Genomic DNA, 20,930 nt, shown 5'->3' with positions numbered 1-20,930 from the left:
GCCCTGTCGTCTGAACCCGCGTCATGAAAAGGGGAGTTGTGGCTCATCTGCTGGTGGTCGAGAGCTGGGTCGGATCGATGAGCAGACTGCTGCCACGCGCCATCCGCGAGGGCGGGCACGAGTTCACCTTCCTCACTCGTGACTTGCATCACTACCTGCGCTCGGCACCCGAGGGGGCGGCGCATCCGCTGCTCGGCGCGCGCAATGTGATCACGACCGACACCAATGACCTCGACGCCCTGCTGCCCGAGGTGGAGCGGCTGCACTCGGTGCTGGGCTTCGACGGGGTGATCACCTCCTGCGACTACTACCTGCCGACGGTGGCGCGGATCGCCGGGCGTCTGGGTCTTCCCGGGCCCGGCCCCGAGGCGGTGGACAACGCCTGCCGCAAGGACGCCACCCGCCGGGTCCTCGCCGACGCGGGCCTGCCCGGACCGCGCTTCGCCGTGCACGAGGAGTGGGCCGACCTCGCGCGGGCCGCGCAGGAGATCGGCTACCCGCTGGTCGTCAAGCCGGTCGACCTGTGCGCGGGCATGTACGTCCGGCGCGTCGACGACGAGGCCCAACTGGGCGATGCCGTAAGAGCGCTGGCCGACTTCCCGGTCAACGCGCGCGGCCAGCGCCGCACCGCCGCCGTCCTCCTCGAAGAGTTCCTCGACGGCCCCGAGGTGAGCGTCGAGACCGTGTCGTACGCGGGCGCCGTGCACATGGTCGGCGTCACCGACAAGAGCCTCGGCGGAGCGCCCGCCTTCATCGAGACCGGCCACATGTTCCCCGCCGCCCTGTCGCCCGCCGACGTCGAGGCCGCCGAGCAGACCACGCTCGGCGCGCTCAAGGCGCTCGGGCTGACGGACGGGGTCGTGGCGCACACCGAGATCAAGCTGACCTCCGCCGGGCCACGCCTGGTCGAGGTCAACCCCCGGCCCGCCGGCAACCGCATCACCGAACTCGTCCGCCACGTCACCGGCATCGACCTCGCCGCCGCCTGCGTGGACGTCGCCCTCGGCCGCAGGCCTGACCTCAGGCGCACGGACACCGGACTGCGCAGCGCCGCCATCGGCTTCCTCGTCCCGGAGCGCACGGGCTCACTGGAGGCGCTGGACGGACATCAACTGAGCGACCTGCCCGGTGTGTTGGAGGTCCAGCTCGCCGAGTCCGGCAAGGTGGTCAAGGCGGCCGGCAGCAACAACGAGTACCTGGGCCACGTCATGGCCGGCGACCCCGACGGGCCCGGCGCCCGCGACCGCGTCGAAGGCCTGCTGGCCGGGCTGCGCGCGGGGCTGGTGATCCGGTGACCGCCGTCAACGCCTCGCCGGCGGCGCTGAGCCGGACGTACGACGACCTGGTCGCCCACGTCCGCGCGGGCGCCCTCGGCCCCGACCCCGGCACGCAGCGGATCGCCGTCGCCTTCACCACCCGGCAGGCCGTACGGCACGACGGGCGCGGCACCGGCTACCGCAACGAGGTGCTCAGCCTCCGGCTCGCCGAGGCCGTCGGGTCATGCGCCGTCGAGCCCGGCGAACTGCCCGACGGTGCGCTCGACGACTGTGTCGGTGCCGACGTGGCACGGCTCCTCGATCATCCGGTGCCCGCCGTGCGGGTGGCCGCCCTCGACGCCTACCTGATGCACATCACCCCGCACACCCCGGACCACGGGGCGCGGCCAGCCGCCCTGCCCGCCGGGTCGTCGCTGGAGAAGTCCACGGCGCGGGCGCGGGCCGTGATCGAGCTGCTCGACCTGCCGGCCGGGAGCACGGTGCTGGTGGTGGGGGTCGTCAACTCCCTGCTGGCGGCGCTGCGTTCGCGTGGTATCGGCTATGTCCCGTGCGACCTCAAGGGCGGCGCCACGGAGTGGGGCGAGCCGGTCGTCGCCGACGCGCTCACCGCGGCCGGGAGCTGCGACGCGCTGCTGGTGTCCGGGATGACCCTGGGCAACGGCACCTTCGAACCGCTGCGGCGGCACGCGCTGCGGCACGGCAAGCAGCTGGTGATGTTCGCGCAGACCGGCAGTGCGGTGCTGCCCCGCTTCCTGGGGCACGGCGTGAGCGCGGTGTGCGCGGAGCCGTACCCCTTCTTCTGGCTCGACGGCGGCCCCGGGACCGTCCATCGGTACAGGGCCACCGACGTCGTCGATCGCCACAGCTGTCCCGGCGGTGAGCGATGACCCCCATCACCGCCACTGCCGTACGTCCCACCGCCCGCCCCGAGTTGCTCGCCCTGCTCGGCCGCACGCCCGTCGTCCGGGTCGGCACCGACCTGCCGCACGCCCACCCCGGATTCTGGGCCAAGCTCGAAGGGCTCGCGGCGGGCGGCATGAAGGCACGGGCCGCCGTGTCGATGCTGCTCGGCGCGCGGGAACGCGGCGAACTGCGGTCCGGTGCCCCGGTGGTGGAGTCCACCTCCGGCACGCTCGGCATCGGGCTCGCCTTCGCGGGGCAGACACTCGGCCATCCCGTCGTGCTGGTCGGCGACAGCGAACTGGAGCCGTCCATGCGGCAGTTGCTGCGCGCGCACGGCGTCCGCCTGGAGATCGTCGACCGCCCCGCGCCACAGGGCGGCTGGCAGGCGGCCCGGCTCGGCCGGCTACGCGAACTGCTCGCCGAACTCCCCGACGCCTACTGGCCCGACCAGTACAACAACCCCGACAACACGGCCGGTTACGCCTCCCTGGCCGCGGAGCTCTCCGCCCAGCTCGACCACCTGGACATCCTGGTGTGCAGCGTCGGCACGGGCGGCCACAGCGCCGGCATCATCGGCCCGCTGCGCCGGCACTGGCCCGCATTGCGGCTCGTCGGCGTCGACGCCACCGGCTCCACGATCTTCGGCCAGCCCGCCCGGCCCCGCCTGATGCGCGGCCTCGGCAGCAGCATCCACCCGCGCAACGTCGCCTACGACGCCTTCGACGAGGTCCACTGGATCGGCCCCGCCGAGGCCGTGGACAGCTGCCGCCGGCTCGCCCGGGGCAGCTTCGTCAGCGGCGGCTGGAGCACCGGCGCCGTCGCCCGGGTCGCCGCCTGGGCGGCCTGCGTGCACCCGGGCGCGGTCGTCGCCACCGTGTTCCCCGACGGGCCGCACCGCTATCTCGGCACCGTCTACGACGACGACTTCATCGCCGCCCACGGCCTCGACCTCGCCGGCGCGGCCACCCGGCCCGTGGAGATCCCGCACCCGTACGCCGCCGAGGCGAGCGGATGGGTGCGGTGCACGCGGGTGGCCGATCCGCTCTCTCTTGGAAGGACACCGTGAAGGCTCACCTGCGCACCGTGCGTCTCGAACTCGCCGAACCGCTGCGCATCTCCCGCTCCACCATGACCGCCCGGGACGCCGTGTGGCTGGGCGTCGAGCACGAAGGAGTGACCGGCTACGGCGAGGCCGTCAGCAGCGTGTACTACGGGCTGGACGCCGACACGCTCGTACGGCTCATCTCAGCAGTCGATCTGGTACGGTTCGCCGATCCCGAGAGCGCCCTTCAGGCCCTGCCCTCCGGTGGCGTGCCTCCCGCCGTCACGGCCGCCGTCGAATCCGCGCTCCTCGACCTCGTCGGCAAGCGCGCGGGCCTCCCCGTCCACAGCCTCCTCGGTACGACGGCACCTCCCCTGGCGGCCACCGCGCGCACCATCGGCATCACCTCGCCGATCCGCGCGGCCGCCGAGGCCCGCCGGCTGGCCGCGAGCGGCTTCGAGGTCGTCAAGGTCAAGGCGGGCACCCCCGACCCCGAGGACGACATCGAACGCGTACGGGTCATCCGCGACGCCGCTCCGCGTGCCCGGCTGCTCCTCGACCCCAACGGCGCCTGGAGCCCGGCACAGGCGGCGGCCCTGCTGCCCCGTTTCGCCGACCTCGGCGTCGAGGCCGTGGAGCAGCCCCTCACGCCCGGCGACCCGGACGCGCTGGGCGCCCTCGCCGAGAAGTCGCCGCTGCCCGTCATCGCCGACGAGGACGCCGTGTCACTGGCCGACGTCCGCCGCCTGGCCGGGCGCGTCCACGGCGTCAACGTCAAGCTCGCCAAGTGCGGCGGCGTCCACGCGGCCCTGCGGATCGCCGAGGCGATCGAGGGCAGCGGGACCGACCTGATGCTCGGCTGCCTCACCGCCAGCACCCTCGGCCTGGCACCCGCCGTCCATCTGGCCGACCGCGCCCGCTGGACCGACCTCGACGGGCATCTGCTGCTCGCCCACGACCCGTGGCACGGGATCGGCGGCGCGGACGGCTTTGTACAGGCAAGTACCCGTCCCGGACTGGGAGTCGAGGAGGTGACGGCACATGAGGACGTGGCATGAGATGCGGCGCTTCCCGCTCGCCGTGCAGCTGCTCCTCGTCAACCAGCTCGGCGTCAACATCGGCTTCTACCTCCTTATCCCGTACCTCGCCACGCACCTCGGCCAGAACCTGGGCATGTCGGCGGCCGTCGTCGGTGTAGTGCTCGGCGTGCGCAACCTCAGCCAGCAGGGCCTGTTCATCATCGGCGGCTCGGCAGCCGACCGGCTGGGGGCGCGGGGCGTCATCATCGCCGGGTGCGCCCTGCGGACCGTCGGGTTCGCGTTGTTCGCGCTGGGGGACGGGCTGCCGGTGCTGCTCGCCGCGTCCGTGCTGAGCGGGCTCGCGGGGGCCCTGTTCAACCCGGCCGTGCGGGCGTATCTCGCGCAGGAGGCGGGGGAGCGGAAGGCGGAGGCGTTCGCGCTGTTCAACGTCTTCGCGACGACAGGTGCGTTGATAGGCCCGCTGCTGGGCAGCGCCCTGCTCCTCGTCGACTTCCGCACGTCGGCGCTGACCGCCGCCGGGATCTTCGCGGTGCTCACGATCGCCCAGGCTCTCGCCCTTCCGGCGCGCAAGGTCGAGCCCAGCGGGAGCGGGGTTCTCGGGGACTGGCGCGAGGTACTCGGCAACCGGGCCTTCCTGGCCTTCGCCCTCGCCATGGTCGGCATGTTCACCCTGGAGAACCAGCTCTACCTGCTGCTTCCCGACGGGGCCCGCGAGGCCACCGGCTGGGACGGAGCGGCGGGCATCGTCTTCCTCGTCGGCACGGTGGCCAACCTGGCGCTCCAGCTGCGGATCACGCGGAGCCTCAAGTCCCGTGGCATCAGGGCGCGTTGGATCGCAGCCGGCCTCGCGGTGATGGGCCTGGCCTTCCTGCCACCCGCCCTGGTCGCGGGCACGGCATCCGCCGGGTGGCTCGACGCGATACCCGTGCTGCTCGGCGCGCTCCTGCTCTACCTCGGCGTCATGGTCGCCTCGCCCTTCGTGATGGAGCTGATCCCGCGCTTCGGCCGTCCCGAGCTGACCGGCACGTACTTCGGGATCTTCTACGTCGTCTCCGGCATCGCCGCGGCCGTCGGCAACGCCGTCGTCGGCTGGGCCATGGACGCGGGGGAGAACGACGGCCGCGCCTGGCTGCCATGGGTGTGCTGCGCGCTCGTCGGGCTGGCCTCGGCGGGCGGGGTGGCGTGGCTGCAGCGGCGTGGGGCACTGCCGGCGACTCCCGCAGCGGCGGCTTCGGTGCGGGACGACGAGAGGAGCAACGCGTGAGTGCGTCGCAGGGAGTTGACGCGAAACGGCGTGCGGGCGGCGAGCCGGCGGCCGGCCAGCATGGCGCCGTTCTCGCCGAGCCGGGCGGTCGGCAGCCGGGCCTGGCCGGCGCGGCGGTGAGTGAGCGTGCGGGTGAGGGCAGGGATGCCGCTCCCGGGCGGGTCGGCCGGGCCGGGAGCGCGACTGACGCCACCGCGGACAGGGCGTGCGACTCCGTCGTGGCAGGTCCGGGCGGCAGCGCCGGCTTCGTCTCCGGCGGCACGGCAAGGGCCGGTGGATCTGTCTCCGGTGGTCCGGATGACGAGGCGGATCGTGTGTGTGAGGGTCCGGGCGAAGAAGGCAGCGCGGATTTGAGGGCCTCGACCGGGCACGGTGGCTTCGTCTCCGGCGGCACCGCAGGGAACCAGGGCACCCCGCCCGACCACCGCAACCTCCTCACCGACAACCCCGCCCTCTACGAGGCCCGCTTCCCCGACCCCGACCGCCTCGCCGGGCGCTGGGCCGAGGACTGTCTGCGCCGCAACGGCGCCGGGCCACGTGTGCTCGACATGGGCTGCGGCACCGGGCGCGACGCCGCCCACCTGCACGCCGTCGGCCGTACGGTGACCGGCGCCGATCTCTCCCGGACGATGCTGGCGTACGCCCGGGGCCGGCACCCGGGACCGGCGTACGTGCGCGCCGACCTGCACGGGTTCGACCTGGGCCGGGCTGCCTTCGACGCGGTCGTCTGCCTGGACAGTTCCCTGCTGTACTGCCACACCAACGACCAGCTCGACGGCTTTCTCGCCTCCTGCCGTCATGCCCTCGCACCGGGCGGCCTGCTGGTCGCGGAGATGCGTAACGGCGCCTATTTCCTGGGCCGCACGGACCTCCTCGACACCCCGTCCGGCAACGCCTTCACCTGGCAGGGCGTCGCCTACCGGTCGACCACCACCCTGACCGTCGACCGCACGGACCAACTCCTGCGCCGTACCCGCGTATGGACCGCCGATGAGGGCGGCGTCGACGCGGCGCCCGTCGAACAGCACTCCGCATGGCGACTGCTGTTCCCGCACGAGCTGCGCCACTTCCTCGACGCGCACGGCTTCGAGGTGCTCGAACTGCACGACGGCCCCGGCCCCCGCACCGAACCGCCCTGGCAGGACGGCCGGTTGCCGGGCACCGCCACGGACGCCGACCGGCTGCACGTCGTCGCGCGCCGTCGGCACACCAACTGACACGAAGAACACGAAGGAACAGTCATGTACGACGAACGCTTTCCCCGTCTGCACCGCCGCGGCTTCCTCGCCGCCACATCGGGCGCGGCCGCCCTCGCCCTCGTCGGCTGCTCAGGCGGCACGGACGACAAGGCGGCCGGCGCCTCCGGCACCCCCAAGCGCGGCGGACGGCTGCGCGCCGCGTTCGCCGGAGGCGGCGCGAGCGAGACCCTCGACCCGCACCTGGGCAACCTCTTCGCCGACGTCGCCCGGTCCAAAGCCCTCTTCGACAAGCTCGCCGACTACGGCGCCGACCTCTCCGCCCAGCCCCGCCTAGCCGAGAAGTGGGAGGCCAACAAGACCCTCGACCGCTGGCAGGTCACCCTCCGCGAGGCCACCTTCCACGACGGCAGCCCCGTCACCGCCAAGGACGTCCTCTACAGCTACCGCCGGATCGCCGACCCCAAGCAGGCGTTCCGCGCCAAGGCGTCCCTGGAGCCCATCGACCTCGACGCCAGCCGGGCGACCGGCGAGCGGGGCATCGAGTTCGTGCTCAAGCGGCCCACCGCCGAATTCCCCAACGTCCTGGCCGCGTTCGGCGCGTACATCGTCCCCGAGAACGCCACCGAGTTCGACGACAAGCCGATCGGCTCGGGGCCCTTCCGGTTCGTCTCCTTCGCGCCGGGCCGCTCGGCCGTGTTCCGCCGCTACGACGGCCACTGGGACGGCGCCCCGCTCCTCGACGAGATCGAGTTCGTCGTCGCCAACGAGGAGTCCGCCCGCGTCAACGCCCTCCTCGGCGGGCAGGTCGAGTACGCGCACGAGCTCAACCCGACCACCGCCCGCGCCCACGAGGGCGGCGGCCGGATCGAGATCGTGCGGCTGCGCAACAGCGCCATGCAGGCCTTCTGCATGAAGACCGACCGGGCGCCCTTCGACGACAAGCGGGTCCGCGAGGCGTTCTTCCTCATCGCCGACCGGCAGGAACTCGTCGACGGCGCGCTGTCCGGCGCGGGCGAGACCGGCAACGACCTGTTCGGCAAGGGATACGAGTACTACGCCGCCGACCTGCCGCAGCGCTCCCAGGACCTCGACAAGGCGCGCGCCCTGCTCAAGCGGGCCGGCGCCGAGAAGCTCAAGGTCACCCTGGACACGTCGGCCGTCGCCGCCGGGTTCACCGAGGCGGCCGGCATCTTCCGCGACCAGGCCGCGAAGGCTGGCGTCACGGTCGACGTCAGGATGGGCAGCAAGGACTCGTACTGGAGCGACATCCTCGACGGCGGCACCCTGTGCTGCTACCGCTCCGGCGCCATGCCCATCGAGTCCCACATCTCCCAGCGGCTGCTCACCGACTCCACCACCAACGCCACCAAGTGGCAGCACAAGGACTTCGACGGCCTCTACCAGCAGGCCCAGTCCCTCCGCGACAAGGCCGAGCGGGCAGCCGTGTACGAGCGTATGCAGCGCCGTCTGTACGCCGAGGGCGGCTTCCTCATCTGGGGCTTCGCCGACTGGATCATCGGAACCGCCCGCACGGTGAAGGGAGTGGAGACCAAGGCCCCCGCCAACACCCTCGACTGGGCGCGCTTCGACAAGGTGTGGCTCGCGTGAGCGGACTGCGCTCTTTCGTCGCCCGGCGGCTGCTGCTCGGCGTCGCGCAGACCCTGGCCGTCGTGCTGCTGGTCTTCGCACTCACCGAGGCGCTGCCGGGCGACGCGGCCGTCGCCCTGGCGGGCGACCAGCCGGACCCCGCGCGTATCGCCGCGATCCGTGAGGCGCTGGACCTGGACCGGCCGGCGTACGAGCGGCTGGCCGACTGGGCGACGGGCCTGGTGCACGGCGACCTCGGCACGTCCCTGACCTCCGGCCGCCCGGTCACGCAGTACATCGCCGACGGTTTCGGCCCGACCCTGCTGCTGGCCGCGCTCACGCTGACGCTCCTCGTCCCGCTCGGCTTCGGCCTCGGTGTGCTCGCCGCCCGCCACGAGGGACGGCTCGTCGACCGGCTGGTCAGCTCGGTGACGCTGGCCGTGTACGCGGTCCCCGAGTTCGCCCTCGGGGTCCTGCTGGTGACGCTCCTCGCGCTCAAGCTCGCCTGGCTGCCGCCGACGGCTGTCGGCTACGGCACCGACCTGCTCGCCCATCCCGCGGCGCTGGTGCTGCCGGTGCTGGTCCTGCTGTCCCGCCCGGTGTGCTCCCTGTCCCGCCTGGTCCGGGCCGGCATGGTCGACGCCCTCGCCTCCCCCTACGCCGTCCACGCCCGCCGCTACGGCGTCCCCGGCGCCCGCGTCCGTTACGCCCACGCCCTGCCGAACGCCCTCGCCCCGGCCGTGCAGCAACTCGCCCGCACCGTCGACTGGTTGCTGTGCGGAGTGATAGTGGTGGAGGCCCTCTTCGTCATCCCGGGCCTGGGCACGGTCCTGCTCAATGCCGTGGCCGAACGGGACGTGCCCGTGGTGCAGGGGCTGGCCGTGGTGTTCGGCGTGCTCACGGTCGTGCTCAACCTCGGTGCCGACCTGGTGGCCCACCGGCTCACGCCCCGCGCGGGGGTGGCCGCATGACGACGCCCCTCGGCCGCCGTCGCCGTAGCCGTTTCGCGTTCGGCCTCGTCATCGTCGCCGTCCCCCTCCTGCTCGCCCTTCTCGGACCGCTGTTCACCGGTGACCCCGGGCCCCGCGCCACCTCCTTCACCCTCGGCGACGGTCACTGGCTCGGCACCGACTTCGTGGGCCGTGACGTCTGGCGACAAGTCCTGCTGGGCGGCCGTACGGTCGTCCTCACCGCCCTGGCCGCGACCGCGCTCGCCTACCTCGTCGCCGTCCCGGTCGCGCTCATCAGCGCCCTCACCCGGCTGCGAGGGCTGGAGGAACTGCTGATGCGGCCGCTGGACGTGCTGCTCGCCGTGCCGTCGCTGCTGCTGATCCTGCTGGTGGCCTCCGTGCTGTCGCCGGGCGCGACCGGGCTCGCGCTGCTCGTGGCGCTGGTGAACGTGCCCGACGCGGCCCGGATCGTGCGGGCGGCGGCGGGCGAGGCGGCCGCGCGCCCCGCGGTCGAGGCGCTGCGCATGCAGGGGGAGACCTGGTGGCGGATCGCCGTCGGCTACGTCGGCCGTTCGGCGCTGCGCACCCTCGCAGCCGACGCCGGGATCCGCCTGACCGGTGTGCTGTACCTGGTGTCGACGGCCGCGTTCCTCGGGGTCGGCGTCGCCCCGGACGCCGCCGACTGGGCCGTCATGGTCGACCGCAACCGCACCGGACTGCTGGTCCAGCCCTGGGCCGTGGTGGTGCCCGCGCTGCTGATCGTGGCCCTGACGATGGGCAGCAACCTGCTCTTCGACGCCGCGCTGGAGAAGACCGCGCCGAACAAGGCCGTACCGGAGAAGACCGCACCTGAGCAGAAGGGACCACGCCGGTGAGTCGGGCAGAGCATGCGGAGGTCGCCGAGATCCGCGACCTCCGCGTCGAGATCGGCGGCCGCGCGATCGTCGACGGCGTACACCTGCGCGTGCTGCCCGGGAAGGTGACCGCACTGGTCGGCGCCTCGGGCAGCGGGAAAACCACGACCGGCCTCGCGCTGCTGGGGGAGTATCCGCCCGGCGCACGTGTCACGGGTGAGGTGCGGCGGCCCGGGGACGGCCCGGTGGGTTACGTCCCCCAGCACCCCGCCGCCGTCCTCAACCCGGCCCGCCGCGTCAGCGCCCTCCTCGACGACCTCGCCCGCCCCCAGGTCCGCCACCTGCCCCGCGCCGAACGCCGCGAGGCGGCCCGGGCACTGGTGCTGCAAGCCCTCTCCGACGCCCAACTCCCCGACGCTGAAGTTCTGTTGAGGCGCCACCCGCACCAGCTCTCCGGCGGCCAGCAGCAACGCGTCGTCCTCGCCCAGGCCCTGCTGCTCGGCGCCCGCGTCGTCGTCGCCGACGAACCCACCACCGGCCAGGACGCGTTGACGAAGAGCCGCATCGTCGAGCAGCTTGCGGCGGTCGCGGCACGAGGCATCGCGGTCGTCCTGCTCAGCCACGACCTCGACGTGGTGCGCGCCCTCGCCGACGAGGTCCTCGTCATGCGTGCGGGCCGGGTCGTCGAGTCGGGGCCGGTGGAGCGGCTGTGGACGGTGCCCCGGCACGAGTGGACCCGCCGGCTGCTGGACGGACAGCATGTGGTCCGGCAGGACGGCACGAGCACGCATGCGGCACAACCCGTCCTGGAAGTAAGGGACTTGACCGCCGTACACGATGGCAGGACCGTCGTGCTGCGCGCCCCGCACCTCGCCCTCCACCCCGGCGAGTGCCTCGCGGTGGTCGGCCGCTCCGGCAGCGGCAAGACCACGCTCGCCCGGTGTCTGGCGGGCCTGCACCGGGACCAGGACGGGCAGATCCTGCTCGACGGCACACCGCTCCCGCGCAGCCTGCGGCACCGCAGCCGTGCCCAACTCGCCGCCGTGCAGTACGTCTTCCAGGACGCCCGCGCCGCCTTCGACGAGTACCGGCCCGTGCTGCACCAGGTGGCGCGTACGGCGATACGCCTGCGCGGCGCCGACGAACGGACGGCGGTTCAGGAGGCATCCGCCACCCTGAACCGCCTCGGCCTGCCGGAGGACCTGGCCCGCCGCCGCCCCGGCGAACTCTCCGGCGGCGAACTCCAGCGCGCCGCCCTGGCCCGGGCCCTGCTCGCCCGCCCCCGGGTGCTGATCTGTGACGAGGTCACCTCCGGCCTGGACACGGTCACCCGGCGGGGCATCCTCGACGTCCTGGCGGGTCTGGTGGGCGAGGGTGACGGACTGTCCCTCGTCCTCGTCACCCATGACCTGGACACCGCACGGCCGGCTCACCGCATCGCCGTACTGGACGGGGGCGAACTGGTCGAACAGGGGTCGGCACAGCGGATTCTGACGGAGCCCCGGCATCCGTTCACCCGCTCCCTCATGCGGACGACGAAGCGTCTGGAGACGGGGAGCCGGCGGTGAGAGCCGACCTCCGGGCACCGCCGCGGAGGAGACGGGAGGCCTCCGCGAGGGGCCCGGAGATCGGCCGCATGGGGTCGCGCCCGCGCCTACGACCTGGTCGGCAGGCGTCGGCGGCGCGGGCGGGCGGTGGCCCGGGCGAGCAGCGTGTGGATCTGGCGCACCGCATCTCCGGGATGGGTGGCCGGGGTCGAGAAGGGCAGGCGGACGTCGTGGTGGGAGTCCGCTGTCTCCAGCCGGAGCACCAGGCCGTGCCGGTCGAGCCGCAGTGGTCGTACGCCGGCCGCGCCGAGCTGCTCCCGGGCCGGCAGCAGCCGGGCGAGCGGGGCGACGGTGTCGGCGTGCGCCGAGTCGAGCCGGCCCAGCATCTCCGCCTCGTGCGTGGCCAGGGGGTCGGGGGAGGCGAGGGTCAGCTCGTCGAGGCCGATGATGGTCGTGCCGTCGTCCTCGGTGAGCACGGCCCGGGCCGGATGGAACACCAAAGTCTCCGGGCCGAGCGCGCTGAGCCAGCCGCCCAGCGTCAGCCGGGAGCGCACCCGTTCGCGTACGGCGACGGCGGCGACGTCGGTGAACTCCACGAGGGCGGCCAGATCGCCGTGCGGCGCCACGGCCAGCTCGGCGGCCAGGTGGCCGTCCGGCGGGTTGTGCAGGAGCAGCCGCGCGGCGGCGTCGACGGTGTGCAGGCCGATCAGTTCGATGCGGTGGCCCTGCGTGGTGACGGTCAGTGAGCCGGCCGCCGCCAGCACCGAGCGGGCACGCTCGGCGGGCGTCGGCTCAGGGCAGGTGGCAGCAGACATGGGAACCTTTCGAGCCGGTTGGCTTCTAGTTAGGTAAGCCTAACCTACCTTGGCTTCGCATGGTCACCAACCCGTCAGCAGCAGGTGGTTGACGAGCAGGGCCAGCGCCGCCTGTCCCGCGAGCCAGGCCCGCGGCCCCCTCAGGAAGGCGCAGGCCGGCAGCAGCCACAGCGCGAACGGCAGCCAGATCCGCTCCGTCTCGGCCTTGCTCATCCCGGACAGATCGGCCGCCAGCATCGCGACGAGCGCGCCGAGCACCAGCACGCCGAGGCGGAACGCGGCCGTACCTCTCTGACGGACGATCACCACCGCGGTCCGTCGCAGTCCCGCCGCCGTCGCCAGGCCCACCACCAGCACCTGGCAGGCGAGGTTGGCCCACACCCAGTAGGCCTGCGGCCGGGTGCCGCCGGCGCCCTGGTTGTAGCGGGTGACCAGCACGTCGTAGGCCTCCCACCAGTAGAAGCCCAGCGCGGTGAACACCACCGGCACCACCAGGAACCCGGCGAGCGCGAAGGGCAGCGGACGGACGCGCTCGGAGCCCAGGAACAGCACCGCCGCCGCGATCACGACGAAGAGCGTCAGGCCGTACGACAGATAGACCGTCAGGCCGAACAGAAGACCCGAGGCCAGGCCGGTCCAGTGCGGCCGATGCCCCGTCACCGCCAGCGCGAGCAACGCCACCGCCCAGGCCGCGACGGCCGCGAAGTAGCCGTCGGCGGAGGTACCCATCCACACCGCGCCCGGCGCCAGCACCAGGAAGGGCGCGGCCCGGCGGGCCAGCTTCTCGTCGGCCAGGGCGCGCACGGTGACGAGGATGCCGAGGGCGGCCGTGGCCCCGACGGTGATGCACCAGACCCCCGCCCACGCGCCGCCGCCCAGGCCGATCCGGTCCAGCTGGACGAAGGTGAGGGTGGCCGCCGGGGGATGCCCGGCGACGTGCGCGGGCCAGTGGTCCGGTGTGCCGAGCAGGATGTGCTGCGTGAAGTCCCGCAGCGTCGCGGGGATGTCCTGGAAGCGGTCGATGACCTGGAGATACTCGTAGCGGGTCGTCAACCGGCGGGCGATGCCGCGCTGCCAGCCGTCGATGAGCGCGAGTGAGAAGGTCCAGGCCAGGCCCGCGCCCCAGACGGCGAGCAGCAGGCGGCGCCAGGGCAGCCGGGCGGCCAGGGCGGGGCCGTACGCCACGACGGCGGCCGCGACGGCGAGCGCGGCCGGGGTGCCTGGACCGACATGCGGGTCCCAGTCCGCCAGGAGCGGCGGCCAGTTGACGAAGAGGGTGCCGTCGCGGGCCTCGATCGCGGTGCCGACCAGGGCGGCGAGGGCGAACAGGAGCGCGGCGGCCGCGGCCGCGTACAGATCGCGGCGCAGGTCCCTGCGGGCGTCGGGGAGCGTGTCGGGGCGGGTGTCGGGCAGGAGATCGCTGGTCACCTCTGCACGCTAGGACGCACCGGGTGCACCGGACGCGTGACAGGCGCGGACGTCAGAGTTTCGTCATGGTTCGCGACGGCCTTTGAGGCCCTGGTCAGGCCTACGGTCGGGACATGGCACGGTCTCCGAACTCGCTCCGCTCTCCCTTCTCCCCCGCCTTCTGGCGCAGCCCGCTGCGCGGCCCGTGGCTGACCTCGGTCCTCGGCATCGTGCTGCTCGGCGGGATCACGGTGCTGTTCGTGACGGGGCTGGTGTCCTACGCCGCCTACAACCCGAACCTGTCGCCGGTGAACGACAAGACCCCGGACAAGGGGATCCTCGGCTTCTACCTCTTCTCCTGGCCGACCGACCCGCACTGGCTGTACCGCCTCAACCAGGGCGTCCACGTCACGCTCGGCATCACCCTGATCCCCGTGCTCCTGGCCAAGCTGTGGTCGGTCCTGCCGAAGCTCTTCACGCTGCCGCCGGCCCGGTCGCTCGCGCACGCGCTGGAGCGGATCTCGCTGCTGCTCCTGGTCGGGGGCGCGCTGTTCGAGTTCGTGACGGGCGTGCTCAACGTCCAGCTCGACTACCTCTTCCCCGGCTCCTTCTACACCCTGCACTTCTACGGGGCGTGGGTGTTCATCGGCGCGTTCGTCGTGCACGCCGTGCTGAAGACCCCCACGGCGCTGCGGAACCTGCGCCGCATGCGGGAGCAGAAGGGGGTGGGGCCTGAGGAGGGGCGGGGGAGGAGGACAGGGAGCTGATCGCGCCGAGTCCCGCCGAGCCGACCGTCTCGCGGCGCGGTGCCCTCTGGTTCGTCGGCGGGGGCTCGCTGCTGCTGTTCGCCACGACCGTCGGACAGAACTTCGACGGTTTCCTGCGCCGGACCGCCCTCCTCGCCCCGCACGGCGGTGCCGAGCCGGGCAGTGGCCCGGGCGGCTTCCAGATCAACAAGACGGCCGCGTACGCGGGGATCCGCGAGGCCGACACGAGCGACGAGGCGTGGCGGCTGGTCGTCGAGGGCCGAGGCGGCCGGACGGTCCGCCTCAGCCGCGCCGACCTGCTCGACATGCCGCTGCACAGTGCGGCGTTGCCCATCGCCTGCGTGGAGGGCTGGTCGACGTCCGACCAGTGGTGGCGCGGCGTACGGCTGCGGGACCTCGCGGCGCTGGTCGGCGACGACCAGGACCCGCCCGACGTCCTGGTGGAGTCGCTCCAGCAGCGCGGCGCCTTCCGCCGGGCCGCCCTGCGGGCCAACCAGGTCGCCGACCCGCGCTCCCTGCTCGCCCTGTTCGTCAACGGCGAGGACCTGACCCCCGACCACGGCTACCCGGCACGGATCATCGTGCCCGCCGCGCCCGGCGTGCTGAACACCAAGTGGGTGGCGCGGCTGACGTTCGGAGACCTGTGATGGACCGACTGACGCGGCGGGCCACGAGCCGACGGATGAGCCGAGGGCTGCACCGACCGAGGCTCGCCCTGGGCAGCCCCCTGCAGATCCTCCTCCTCGCCTGCTCGTTCGCGCTCGCCGGATACGCGGGCGTGCGGCTCCTGGACGGGGACTGGTTCGGGATCGTGCTGTGGTTCGTCGGCGCGGCGATCCTGCACGACCTCGTGCTGGTGCCGCTGTACGGGGCGGCGGACCAGGCAGTGCTACGGGGGCTGGAGAGTGTCGACCGCCGGCGCTGGATGCCGTACGTCCGCGTCCCGGCCGGACTGTCCCTGCTGCTCCTGCTGGTGTGGTTCCCGCTGATCACCGGCCGGGTGGCGGACCGCTACGCCGGCGCCACGGGCATGTCCACGGACACCTTCCTGGCCCGCTGGCTGCTGATCACCGCCGCGCTCTTCGGCGGCTCGGCGGTGCTGCTCGTGCTGCGGCGGCGCAGGGGTTAGGCCGCCTGTGCCGCCGCCACCGGAAAGCCCTCCGTACGGAAGACCCGCCGCCCGGCGTCCACCGCGAACACCTCGCAGCCCGGCCGTGCGGCGGCCCACTCGACGCCGTCGGCGCCCATCGCGAACGCGGCGGTCGCCACGGTGTCCGCCACGGTCAGGGAAGACGCCACGACGGAGAGGGACAGCAGACCCGTCGCCGCCCGCCCGGTGCGCCCGTCGATGATGTGGTCGCCGCGCTCGTAGCGAGCGGACGTCGCGACGGCGCCGTCCGTGAGCTCGGCGACCGTGCACACCTTGTCGGCCTGCTCGGGGTGCCGTATCCCCACCCGCCAGGGCCCGCCCGCGGCGACCACGTCACCCCCGGCGTTGAGCACGAAGCGGCGTGCCCCCGCCGCCTTCAGCAGCTCGGCGGCCCGCTGCACGGACCAGCCCTTCACGACCGCGCACGGATCGAGCCCGCGCCCGGGCAGCCGTACGTCGAAGGCGCCGCCGGTGGCGACCCGGTACTCCTCGCACAGCCCCAGCACCTCGCCGAGGTCCGCGCTGACGTCACACCGCGCGACCTCGCCCCGGTCGAGCCGGCAGACCTCGCTGTCGGCCCTGAACGGACTGAACCGGGCGTCGACCTCACGCAGCCACGCGAACACGCCATCGGATGCCTCCGCGCCGACGTGCTCGTCGTCGACCCGCAGCGAGACGGGGAACCCCATGACGTGTTCGACTCGGTGCACGATCAGCCCTTCGCGTCGATGGCGGCCTGGAGGGATTCCTTGTAGCCGTCGCTGGTGATGGTGGCGCCGGAGACGGTGTCGATGTCGGTGCTCTGGGCTTCGAGGGTCGCGGCGATGAGCTTGGGCACCGCGGCCGTGGTCTGCGGGTGGTTCGGCTGCTGGAGCATCTTCACCGACGCGATCTCGTCGCCGTCGAAGGTCACCTGGACCTGGACGGGCCCCTTGTCGGTGTTCACCGTCGAGCCGTCGACCGTCTGCGACTGCGAGGCGGCTGACGCGGACGCCGACGGGGAGGACGCGGACGCCGACTCCGCGTTCGCGTCGATGGCGGCCTGGAGGGATTCCTTGTAGCCGTCGCTGGTGATGGTGGCGCCGGAGACGGTGTCGATGTCGGTGCTCTGGGCTTCGAGGGTCGCGGCGATGAGCTTCGGGACCGCGGCCGTGGTCTGCGGGTGATTGGGCTGCTGGAGCATCTTCACGGCTGTGATCTTGGTGCCCTGGAAGGTCACCTGGACCTGGACGGGACCCTTCTCGGTCTGAACCGTCGTGCCCTTGACGACCGTGCTGCCGGAACCCGAATCCGAGCCCGAAGCGGCGGAGGAGGACGCCGAGGGTGTCGGGGCCGGTGTGGCGGCCGCGCCGAGCGACGGCTCGTAGCGCCAGACCGGGATCAGGCCCGCGATGCTGAGGACCAGGACAGGTATTGCTCGCTTCACGATGTCTTCCCTGTCCCGCTCAGCCGGCCAGGCTGAATCGCTCGAAGTGGACCTGCTCCTTGGGCACGCCCAGCTCGCGCAGGCTGCCGATCACCGCGTTCATCATGGGCGGCGGGCCGCACAGGAAGACGTCCCTGTCCGTGATGTCGGGGACCAGCCGCTCCAGCTCCGCCGGGGCCAGCCTGTCCGGCGTGACCGGGCCGGTGACCAGGTGCAGCTCGGCGCCCTTGGCGTGGGCGAGTTCCGCCAGCTCGCCGTACAGGACCGCGTCCCGGTCCGAGGCGACCCGGTAGATCACGACCGCGTGGCCGTGCAGCTCCTCCAGCAGCGCCCGGATCGGGGTGACACCGACGCCGCCCGCGATCAGCACCGCCTCCGGCCGGGTGCGGTGCATCGCGGTGAACGCGCCGTACGGGCCCTCGGCGAACACACGCGTGCCGACCTTGAGGTGCCTCAGGGACGCCGAGCCGTCGCCGGCCGCCTTGGCCGTGAGCCGCAGCCGGTTGCCGTCGGGCGCGGCCGACAGGGAGAACGGGTTGGCCTGCCACCAGCGGTCCTTCGTCAGGAACCGCCACAGGAAGAACTGGCCGGCCCGCGCGGGCAGCCTGTCCAGGTCACGGCCGGTGATGTACACCGAGACCACGTTGTCGGACTCGGGGACCACGGCCGACACCCGGAACTGGTGGCGCCAGTTCCGCCACAGCGGCAGGACCAGCCGGCCGGCGAACACCGCGCCGAGCGCCACGCCCCACACCGCGTACCAGTACGCCGTGGCGGCCGACGAGGAGGTGAAGGACGTACCGACCGCGACCTGGTGCGTGAACGCCAGGACCACCGCGACGTAGGTGTACAGGTGGATGAAGTGCCACGTCTCGTACGCGAGCCGGCGCCGCGCGAACCGGGCCGAGACGGCACCGATCAGGATGATGATCCCCAGCGCGACAACGGCGCGCAGGACGCCCTCGACCGTCTCGGCGAGGTCGACCAGCTGGTTCACCGGGTCCAGGGAGGACGACTCGGCGTAGCCGAAGATGATGAACACGGCGTGTGCCAGGAGGGCCCACAGGACGCTGAAGCCGGTCCAGCGGTGCCAGGAGGTCAGCCGGTCCATGCCGATCCGGCGGTCCAGCCACGGCAGCCGCGCCACCAGCAGCAGCTGGAACGCCATCAGCAGCGCGCCGGACAGACCCGCCAGCCGGCCGATCACGATCAGCGTGTTCGACGCGAAGCCGGCGGCGAAGAAGAAGTAGAGCACCACGGCCACGTTCGCGGCCAGCACGGCGTACAGGCCCGAGCGGGCGACCACCCTGGGGCGAATCGCCGTGGGGGGCGCAGGGGGCGATTGGACGGTCGTCACGGGCGACAGCTCCTTGATCTCGTCTGTGGATACCGAGCTTGTCCGGCGGGTGCTGTCGAAAAGCTGTCGTACTTCTTTCAACTGGTTATCGATGTGGTCCCGGGCCCACACCCGGCTCATGGGATCGGCGCCGGGTGCCGCAGTATGAACGGGTGGAGAAAGTACGCCTGCTGGTCGTGGACGACGACCCGCCCATCGCCGACCTCGTTGCGACGGTCGCCCGCTACGAGGGCTGGGACGCGGTCACCGCGAACTCCGGCGAGGAGGCGCTGCGGCTGGCCGCCGAGTTCCACCCGGACATCGTGGTCCTGGACCTGATGCTGCCCGACGTGGACGGGTTCGGCGTCCTGGACCGGCTGCGCGGCGCCGGGAAGATGGTGCCCGTGGTGTTCCTGACGGCCCGCGACGGGGTCGCCGACCGGGTGGCCGGGCTGACCCGGGGCGGGGACGACTACCTGGTCAAACCGTTCGCGGTGGAGGAACTGATGGCCCGGCTGCGCACCGTCCTGCGGCGCAGCGCCGGCCCCGGCTTCCAGCGTTCCGTCCTTCGGGTGGCGGACCTCACGATGGACGAGGACACCCGCGAGGTCCGCCGCGGCGACAAACAGCTCACGCTCACGCCGACCGAGTACGAGGTGCTGCGCTACCTGATGCGCAAGTCGCCGACCGTGCTCACCAAGGCGCAGATCCTCGACCATGTGTGGGAGTACGGCTTCGGCGGCCGCTCGAACGTCGTCGAGCTGGTCGTCAGCCGGCTGCGCCGCAAGCTCGACGAGTCCGACGACGGCAGGGGGCCGCTGATCCACACCGTGCGCGGCTTCGGCTACGTGATCCGGCAGGCGGCCGAGTGACGGGCCGGCTGCGGCGGGCGTACCGCGGGATGCGGCTCGGCACCCGGCTGGCGCTGGGCCTCGGGGTGCTGGCGCTGTTCGTGTTCGGCGTCGTCGGCACGGCCCTGACGACGTACATGCGGGACTACCTGTCGGCCCAGCTGGACACCCAGCTCGCGCAGGGCCAGATCGCCCAGTCCAAGAGCATCGCGGACTACGGCACGCTCACGGGCAAGAAGTACTACAGCTGGTTCTACGCCGTGTACGACGTGTCGGACGGCAAGCCCGTGCTGCGCCGGCCCGAGGACCCCGCCGACCTGCCGCAGGACGTCGGCGACTTCACCTCGCTGGCCCGGGCGCAGACCGGCGCGCACACGGAGATCCTGCGCACCGGGCACCTGAACGGCGAGGGCGAGTACCGGCTGCGGGCCTGCGAGGTCGAGCCCGGCGTGGTGCTGGTCAGTGCCGCGCCCATGGAGGACATCGAGGACACCGTGGGCCAGCTGATCACCATCCAGGTGGTCACCTTCGGACTCGCGCTGCTGGCCCTCGTGGTGTTCGGACGCGGGATGCTGCGGCGCGGCCTGAAACCACTGAGCGACATGGCGCACACCGCCCGCGACATCACCTCGCACGACCTCACCGACTCGGCCCAGCTGCCCGTACGGCACGACCGGCGCGGCGGCGGACCCGAGGTGGAGGAACTGCGCACCGCGTTCAACACCATGCTGGAGCACATCGACGACTCCCTCGCGGTGCGCGCCGAGGCGGAGCAGCGCCTGCGCCGCTTCGTGGCGGACGCCTCGCACGAGCTCCGTACGCCTCTGATGTCGGTACGGGGGTACGCCGACCTCTTCCAGTACGCCGCGGCCAACGCCCCCGAGGAGCGGGAACGGCACCTGGCCCGGCTGCGTGCCGAGGCCGCCCGCATGGGCTTCCTCCTCGACGACCTGCTGCTGCTCGCCCGCCTGGACGCCGCCGAGGTGGAGACGCCGCTGCGGTTGCAGGGCGCCGACCTGGTGGACCTGGTCGAACAGGCGGCCGACGCCTTCCGCGTCACCCACGCCGACCACCCCCTGACGGTCGCCCCCGGCCCCGGCTCGCTGAAACTCCGCCTCGACCCCCAGCGCATCCGCCAGGTGCTGGACAACCTCCTCACCAACGCGGCGATCCACACCCCGACCGGGACGCCGGTGTCCGTCGCGGTCTCGGTGGCGCAGACCACCGCCGTCGTCCGGATCACCGACGCCGGCCCGGGTATCCCGCCCGCCGACCGGATACGTGTCTTCGACCGCTTCTACCGGGTCGACAAGGCCCGCAGCCGCGACCGGGGCGGCAGCGGACTGGGACTGGCGGTGGCGCAGTCCCTGGTCCAGGCCCACGGCGGGTGCATCGAGCTGAGCAGTCAGCCGGGGGAGACGGTGTTCACGGTGACGGTTCCGCTGGTGGTGGACGGGAGGCCGGAGGCAGGTCTTACGGACCCGTGACATGACCGGCGCCTGGCGGCCGAAACGG

Annotated in this window: 18 protein-coding genes and 1 pseudogene; 14 read left to right on the top strand and 5 right to left on the bottom strand. The window is 72.8% G+C overall.

What is annotated here, in order from left to right; translation table 11 throughout:
- Positions 1-38: 38 nt before the first annotated feature.
- The 10 genes from OHO27_RS09005 (at position 39) to OHO27_RS08960 (ending at position 11,684) form a co-directional block, all read left to right on the top strand.
- A complete protein-coding gene (locus OHO27_RS09005) occupies positions 39-1,295 on the top strand; it encodes an ATP-grasp domain-containing protein (RefSeq protein WP_328422034.1) in 1,257 nt (418 codons plus the stop codon).
- On the top strand, positions 1,292-2,164 hold the full coding sequence (locus tag OHO27_RS09000) for a Rossmann-like domain-containing protein (RefSeq protein WP_328422032.1): 873 nt from the start codon (positions 1,292-1,294) through the stop codon (positions 2,162-2,164). The genes OHO27_RS09005 and OHO27_RS09000 overlap by 4 nt, the downstream gene beginning before the upstream one ends.
- Positions 2,161-3,246 (top strand): PLP-dependent cysteine synthase family protein, encoded by a 1,086-nt coding sequence (locus OHO27_RS08995; RefSeq protein WP_328422030.1) that lies wholly within the window; start codon positions 2,161-2,163, stop codon positions 3,244-3,246. The genes OHO27_RS09000 and OHO27_RS08995 overlap by 4 nt, the downstream gene beginning before the upstream one ends.
- A complete protein-coding gene (locus OHO27_RS08990) occupies positions 3,243-4,280 on the top strand; it encodes a dipeptide epimerase (RefSeq protein ID WP_328422028.1) in 1,038 nt (345 codons plus the stop codon). The genes OHO27_RS08995 and OHO27_RS08990 overlap by 4 nt, the downstream gene beginning before the upstream one ends.
- Positions 4,264-5,526 carry an MFS transporter gene (locus tag OHO27_RS08985; RefSeq protein WP_328422026.1) on the top strand — a complete coding sequence of 421 codons (1,263 nt, stop codon included), beginning with the start codon at positions 4,264-4,266 and terminating at the stop codon, positions 5,524-5,526. Before OHO27_RS08990 ends, OHO27_RS08985 begins: the two co-directional genes overlap by 17 nt.
- Before the next feature lie 314 nt (positions 5,527-5,840).
- Complete coding sequence (locus OHO27_RS08980) at positions 5,841-6,743, top strand: class I SAM-dependent DNA methyltransferase (protein WP_443059695.1); 903 nt, start codon at positions 5,841-5,843, stop codon at positions 6,741-6,743.
- Positions 6,744-6,767: 24 nt separating this feature from the next.
- On the top strand, positions 6,768-8,333 hold the full coding sequence (locus tag OHO27_RS08975; RefSeq protein WP_328422024.1) for an ABC transporter substrate-binding protein: 1,566 nt from the start codon (positions 6,768-6,770) through the stop codon (positions 8,331-8,333).
- The gene (locus OHO27_RS08970; RefSeq protein ID WP_328422022.1) at positions 8,330-9,283 is read left to right on the top strand and encodes an ABC transporter permease; all 954 of its coding nucleotides are present in this window, start codon (positions 8,330-8,332) and stop codon (positions 9,281-9,283) included. The genes OHO27_RS08975 and OHO27_RS08970 overlap by 4 nt, the downstream gene beginning before the upstream one ends.
- A complete protein-coding gene (locus OHO27_RS08965; RefSeq protein WP_328422020.1) occupies positions 9,280-10,137 on the top strand; it encodes an ABC transporter permease in 858 nt (285 codons plus the stop codon). The genes OHO27_RS08970 and OHO27_RS08965 overlap by 4 nt, the downstream gene beginning before the upstream one ends.
- Complete coding sequence (locus OHO27_RS08960; RefSeq protein WP_328422018.1) at positions 10,134-11,684, top strand: ABC transporter ATP-binding protein; 1,551 nt, start codon at positions 10,134-10,136, stop codon at positions 11,682-11,684. The genes OHO27_RS08965 and OHO27_RS08960 overlap by 4 nt, the downstream gene beginning before the upstream one ends.
- An 86-nt stretch (positions 11,685-11,770) precedes the next feature.
- Here OHO27_RS08960 and OHO27_RS08955 read toward each other — a convergent pair whose 3' ends face one another.
- Positions 11,771-12,478 carry a DUF2470 domain-containing protein gene (locus tag OHO27_RS08955; protein ID WP_328422016.1) on the bottom strand — a complete coding sequence of 236 codons (708 nt, stop codon included), beginning with the start codon at positions 12,476-12,478 and terminating at the stop codon, positions 11,771-11,773.
- Positions 12,479-12,541: 63 nt separating this feature from the next.
- Positions 12,542-13,906 (bottom strand): hypothetical protein, encoded by a 1,365-nt coding sequence (locus tag OHO27_RS08950; RefSeq protein ID WP_443059527.1) that lies wholly within the window; start codon positions 13,904-13,906, stop codon positions 12,542-12,544.
- 113 nt (positions 13,907-14,019) lie between these two features.
- Here OHO27_RS08950 and OHO27_RS08945 point away from each other — a divergent pair.
- Both OHO27_RS08945 and OHO27_RS08940 read left to right on the top strand, forming a co-directional pair.
- Positions 14,020-15,299 (top strand): annotated as a pseudogene (locus tag OHO27_RS08945) (molybdopterin-dependent oxidoreductase).
- Positions 15,299-15,781 (top strand): hypothetical protein, encoded by a 483-nt coding sequence (locus tag OHO27_RS08940; protein ID WP_328422014.1) that lies wholly within the window; start codon positions 15,299-15,301, stop codon positions 15,779-15,781. The pseudogene OHO27_RS08945 and the gene OHO27_RS08940 overlap by 1 nt, the downstream one beginning before the upstream one ends.
- Here the strand turns inward: OHO27_RS08940 and OHO27_RS08935 are convergent.
- Genes OHO27_RS08935 through OHO27_RS08925 form a run of 3 tightly spaced genes read right to left on the bottom strand, consistent with a single transcriptional unit; the run spans position 15,778 to position 18,585 of the window.
- Positions 15,778-16,512, bottom strand: coding sequence for an FAD:protein FMN transferase (locus OHO27_RS08935; RefSeq protein WP_328422012.1), 735 nt, complete (start codon positions 16,510-16,512; stop codon positions 15,778-15,780). The genes OHO27_RS08940 and OHO27_RS08935 overlap by 4 nt on opposite strands.
- 2 nt (positions 16,513-16,514) lie before the next feature.
- Positions 16,515-17,228 (bottom strand): FMN-binding protein, encoded by a 714-nt coding sequence (locus OHO27_RS08930; protein WP_328422010.1) that lies wholly within the window; start codon positions 17,226-17,228, stop codon positions 16,515-16,517.
- A gap of 19 nt (positions 17,229-17,247) precedes the next feature.
- Complete coding sequence (locus OHO27_RS08925; RefSeq protein WP_328422007.1) at positions 17,248-18,585, bottom strand: ferredoxin reductase family protein; 1,338 nt, start codon at positions 18,583-18,585, stop codon at positions 17,248-17,250.
- Positions 18,586-18,737: 152 nt separating this feature from the next.
- Between OHO27_RS08925 and OHO27_RS08920 the strand changes: the two genes are divergently transcribed.
- Entirely contained in the window at positions 18,738-19,436 is a 699-nt protein-coding gene (locus tag OHO27_RS08920) for a response regulator transcription factor (protein WP_328422005.1), read from the top strand.
- Positions 19,433-20,902, top strand: a complete 1,470-nt coding sequence (locus OHO27_RS08915; protein ID WP_328422003.1) for a sensor histidine kinase — start codon at positions 19,433-19,435, stop codon at positions 20,900-20,902. Before OHO27_RS08920 ends, OHO27_RS08915 begins: the two co-directional genes overlap by 4 nt.
- The last annotated feature ends 28 nt before the right edge of the window (positions 20,903-20,930 follow it).

Origin of the sequence: Streptomyces sp. NBC_00443 (assembly GCF_036014175.1) — a bacterium.
Classification (GTDB): Bacteria; Actinomycetota; Actinomycetes; order Streptomycetales; family Streptomycetaceae; genus Streptomyces.
Note: the sequence above shows the minus strand (reverse complement) of the source record. Positions and strands in the feature narration are given on the sequence as shown.

Coding starts and splice junctions, on each gene's coding strand:
- OHO27_RS08975 (WP_328422024.1), top strand. CDS start 6,768: ATGTACGACGAACGCTTTCCCCGTCTGCACCGCCGCGGCTTCCTCGCC.
- OHO27_RS08965 (WP_328422020.1), top strand. CDS start 9,280: ATGACGACGCCCCTCGGCCGCCGTCGCCGTAGCCGTTTCGCGTTCGGC.
- OHO27_RS08940 (WP_328422014.1), top strand. CDS start 15,299: ATGGACCGACTGACGCGGCGGGCCACGAGCCGACGGATGAGCCGAGGG.
- OHO27_RS08995 (WP_328422030.1), top strand. CDS start 2,161: ATGACCCCCATCACCGCCACTGCCGTACGTCCCACCGCCCGCCCCGAG.
- OHO27_RS08955 (WP_328422016.1), bottom strand. CDS start 12,478: ATGTCTGCTGCCACCTGCCCTGAGCCGACGCCCGCCGAGCGTGCCCGC.
- OHO27_RS08985 (WP_328422026.1), top strand. CDS start 4,264: ATGAGGACGTGGCATGAGATGCGGCGCTTCCCGCTCGCCGTGCAGCTG.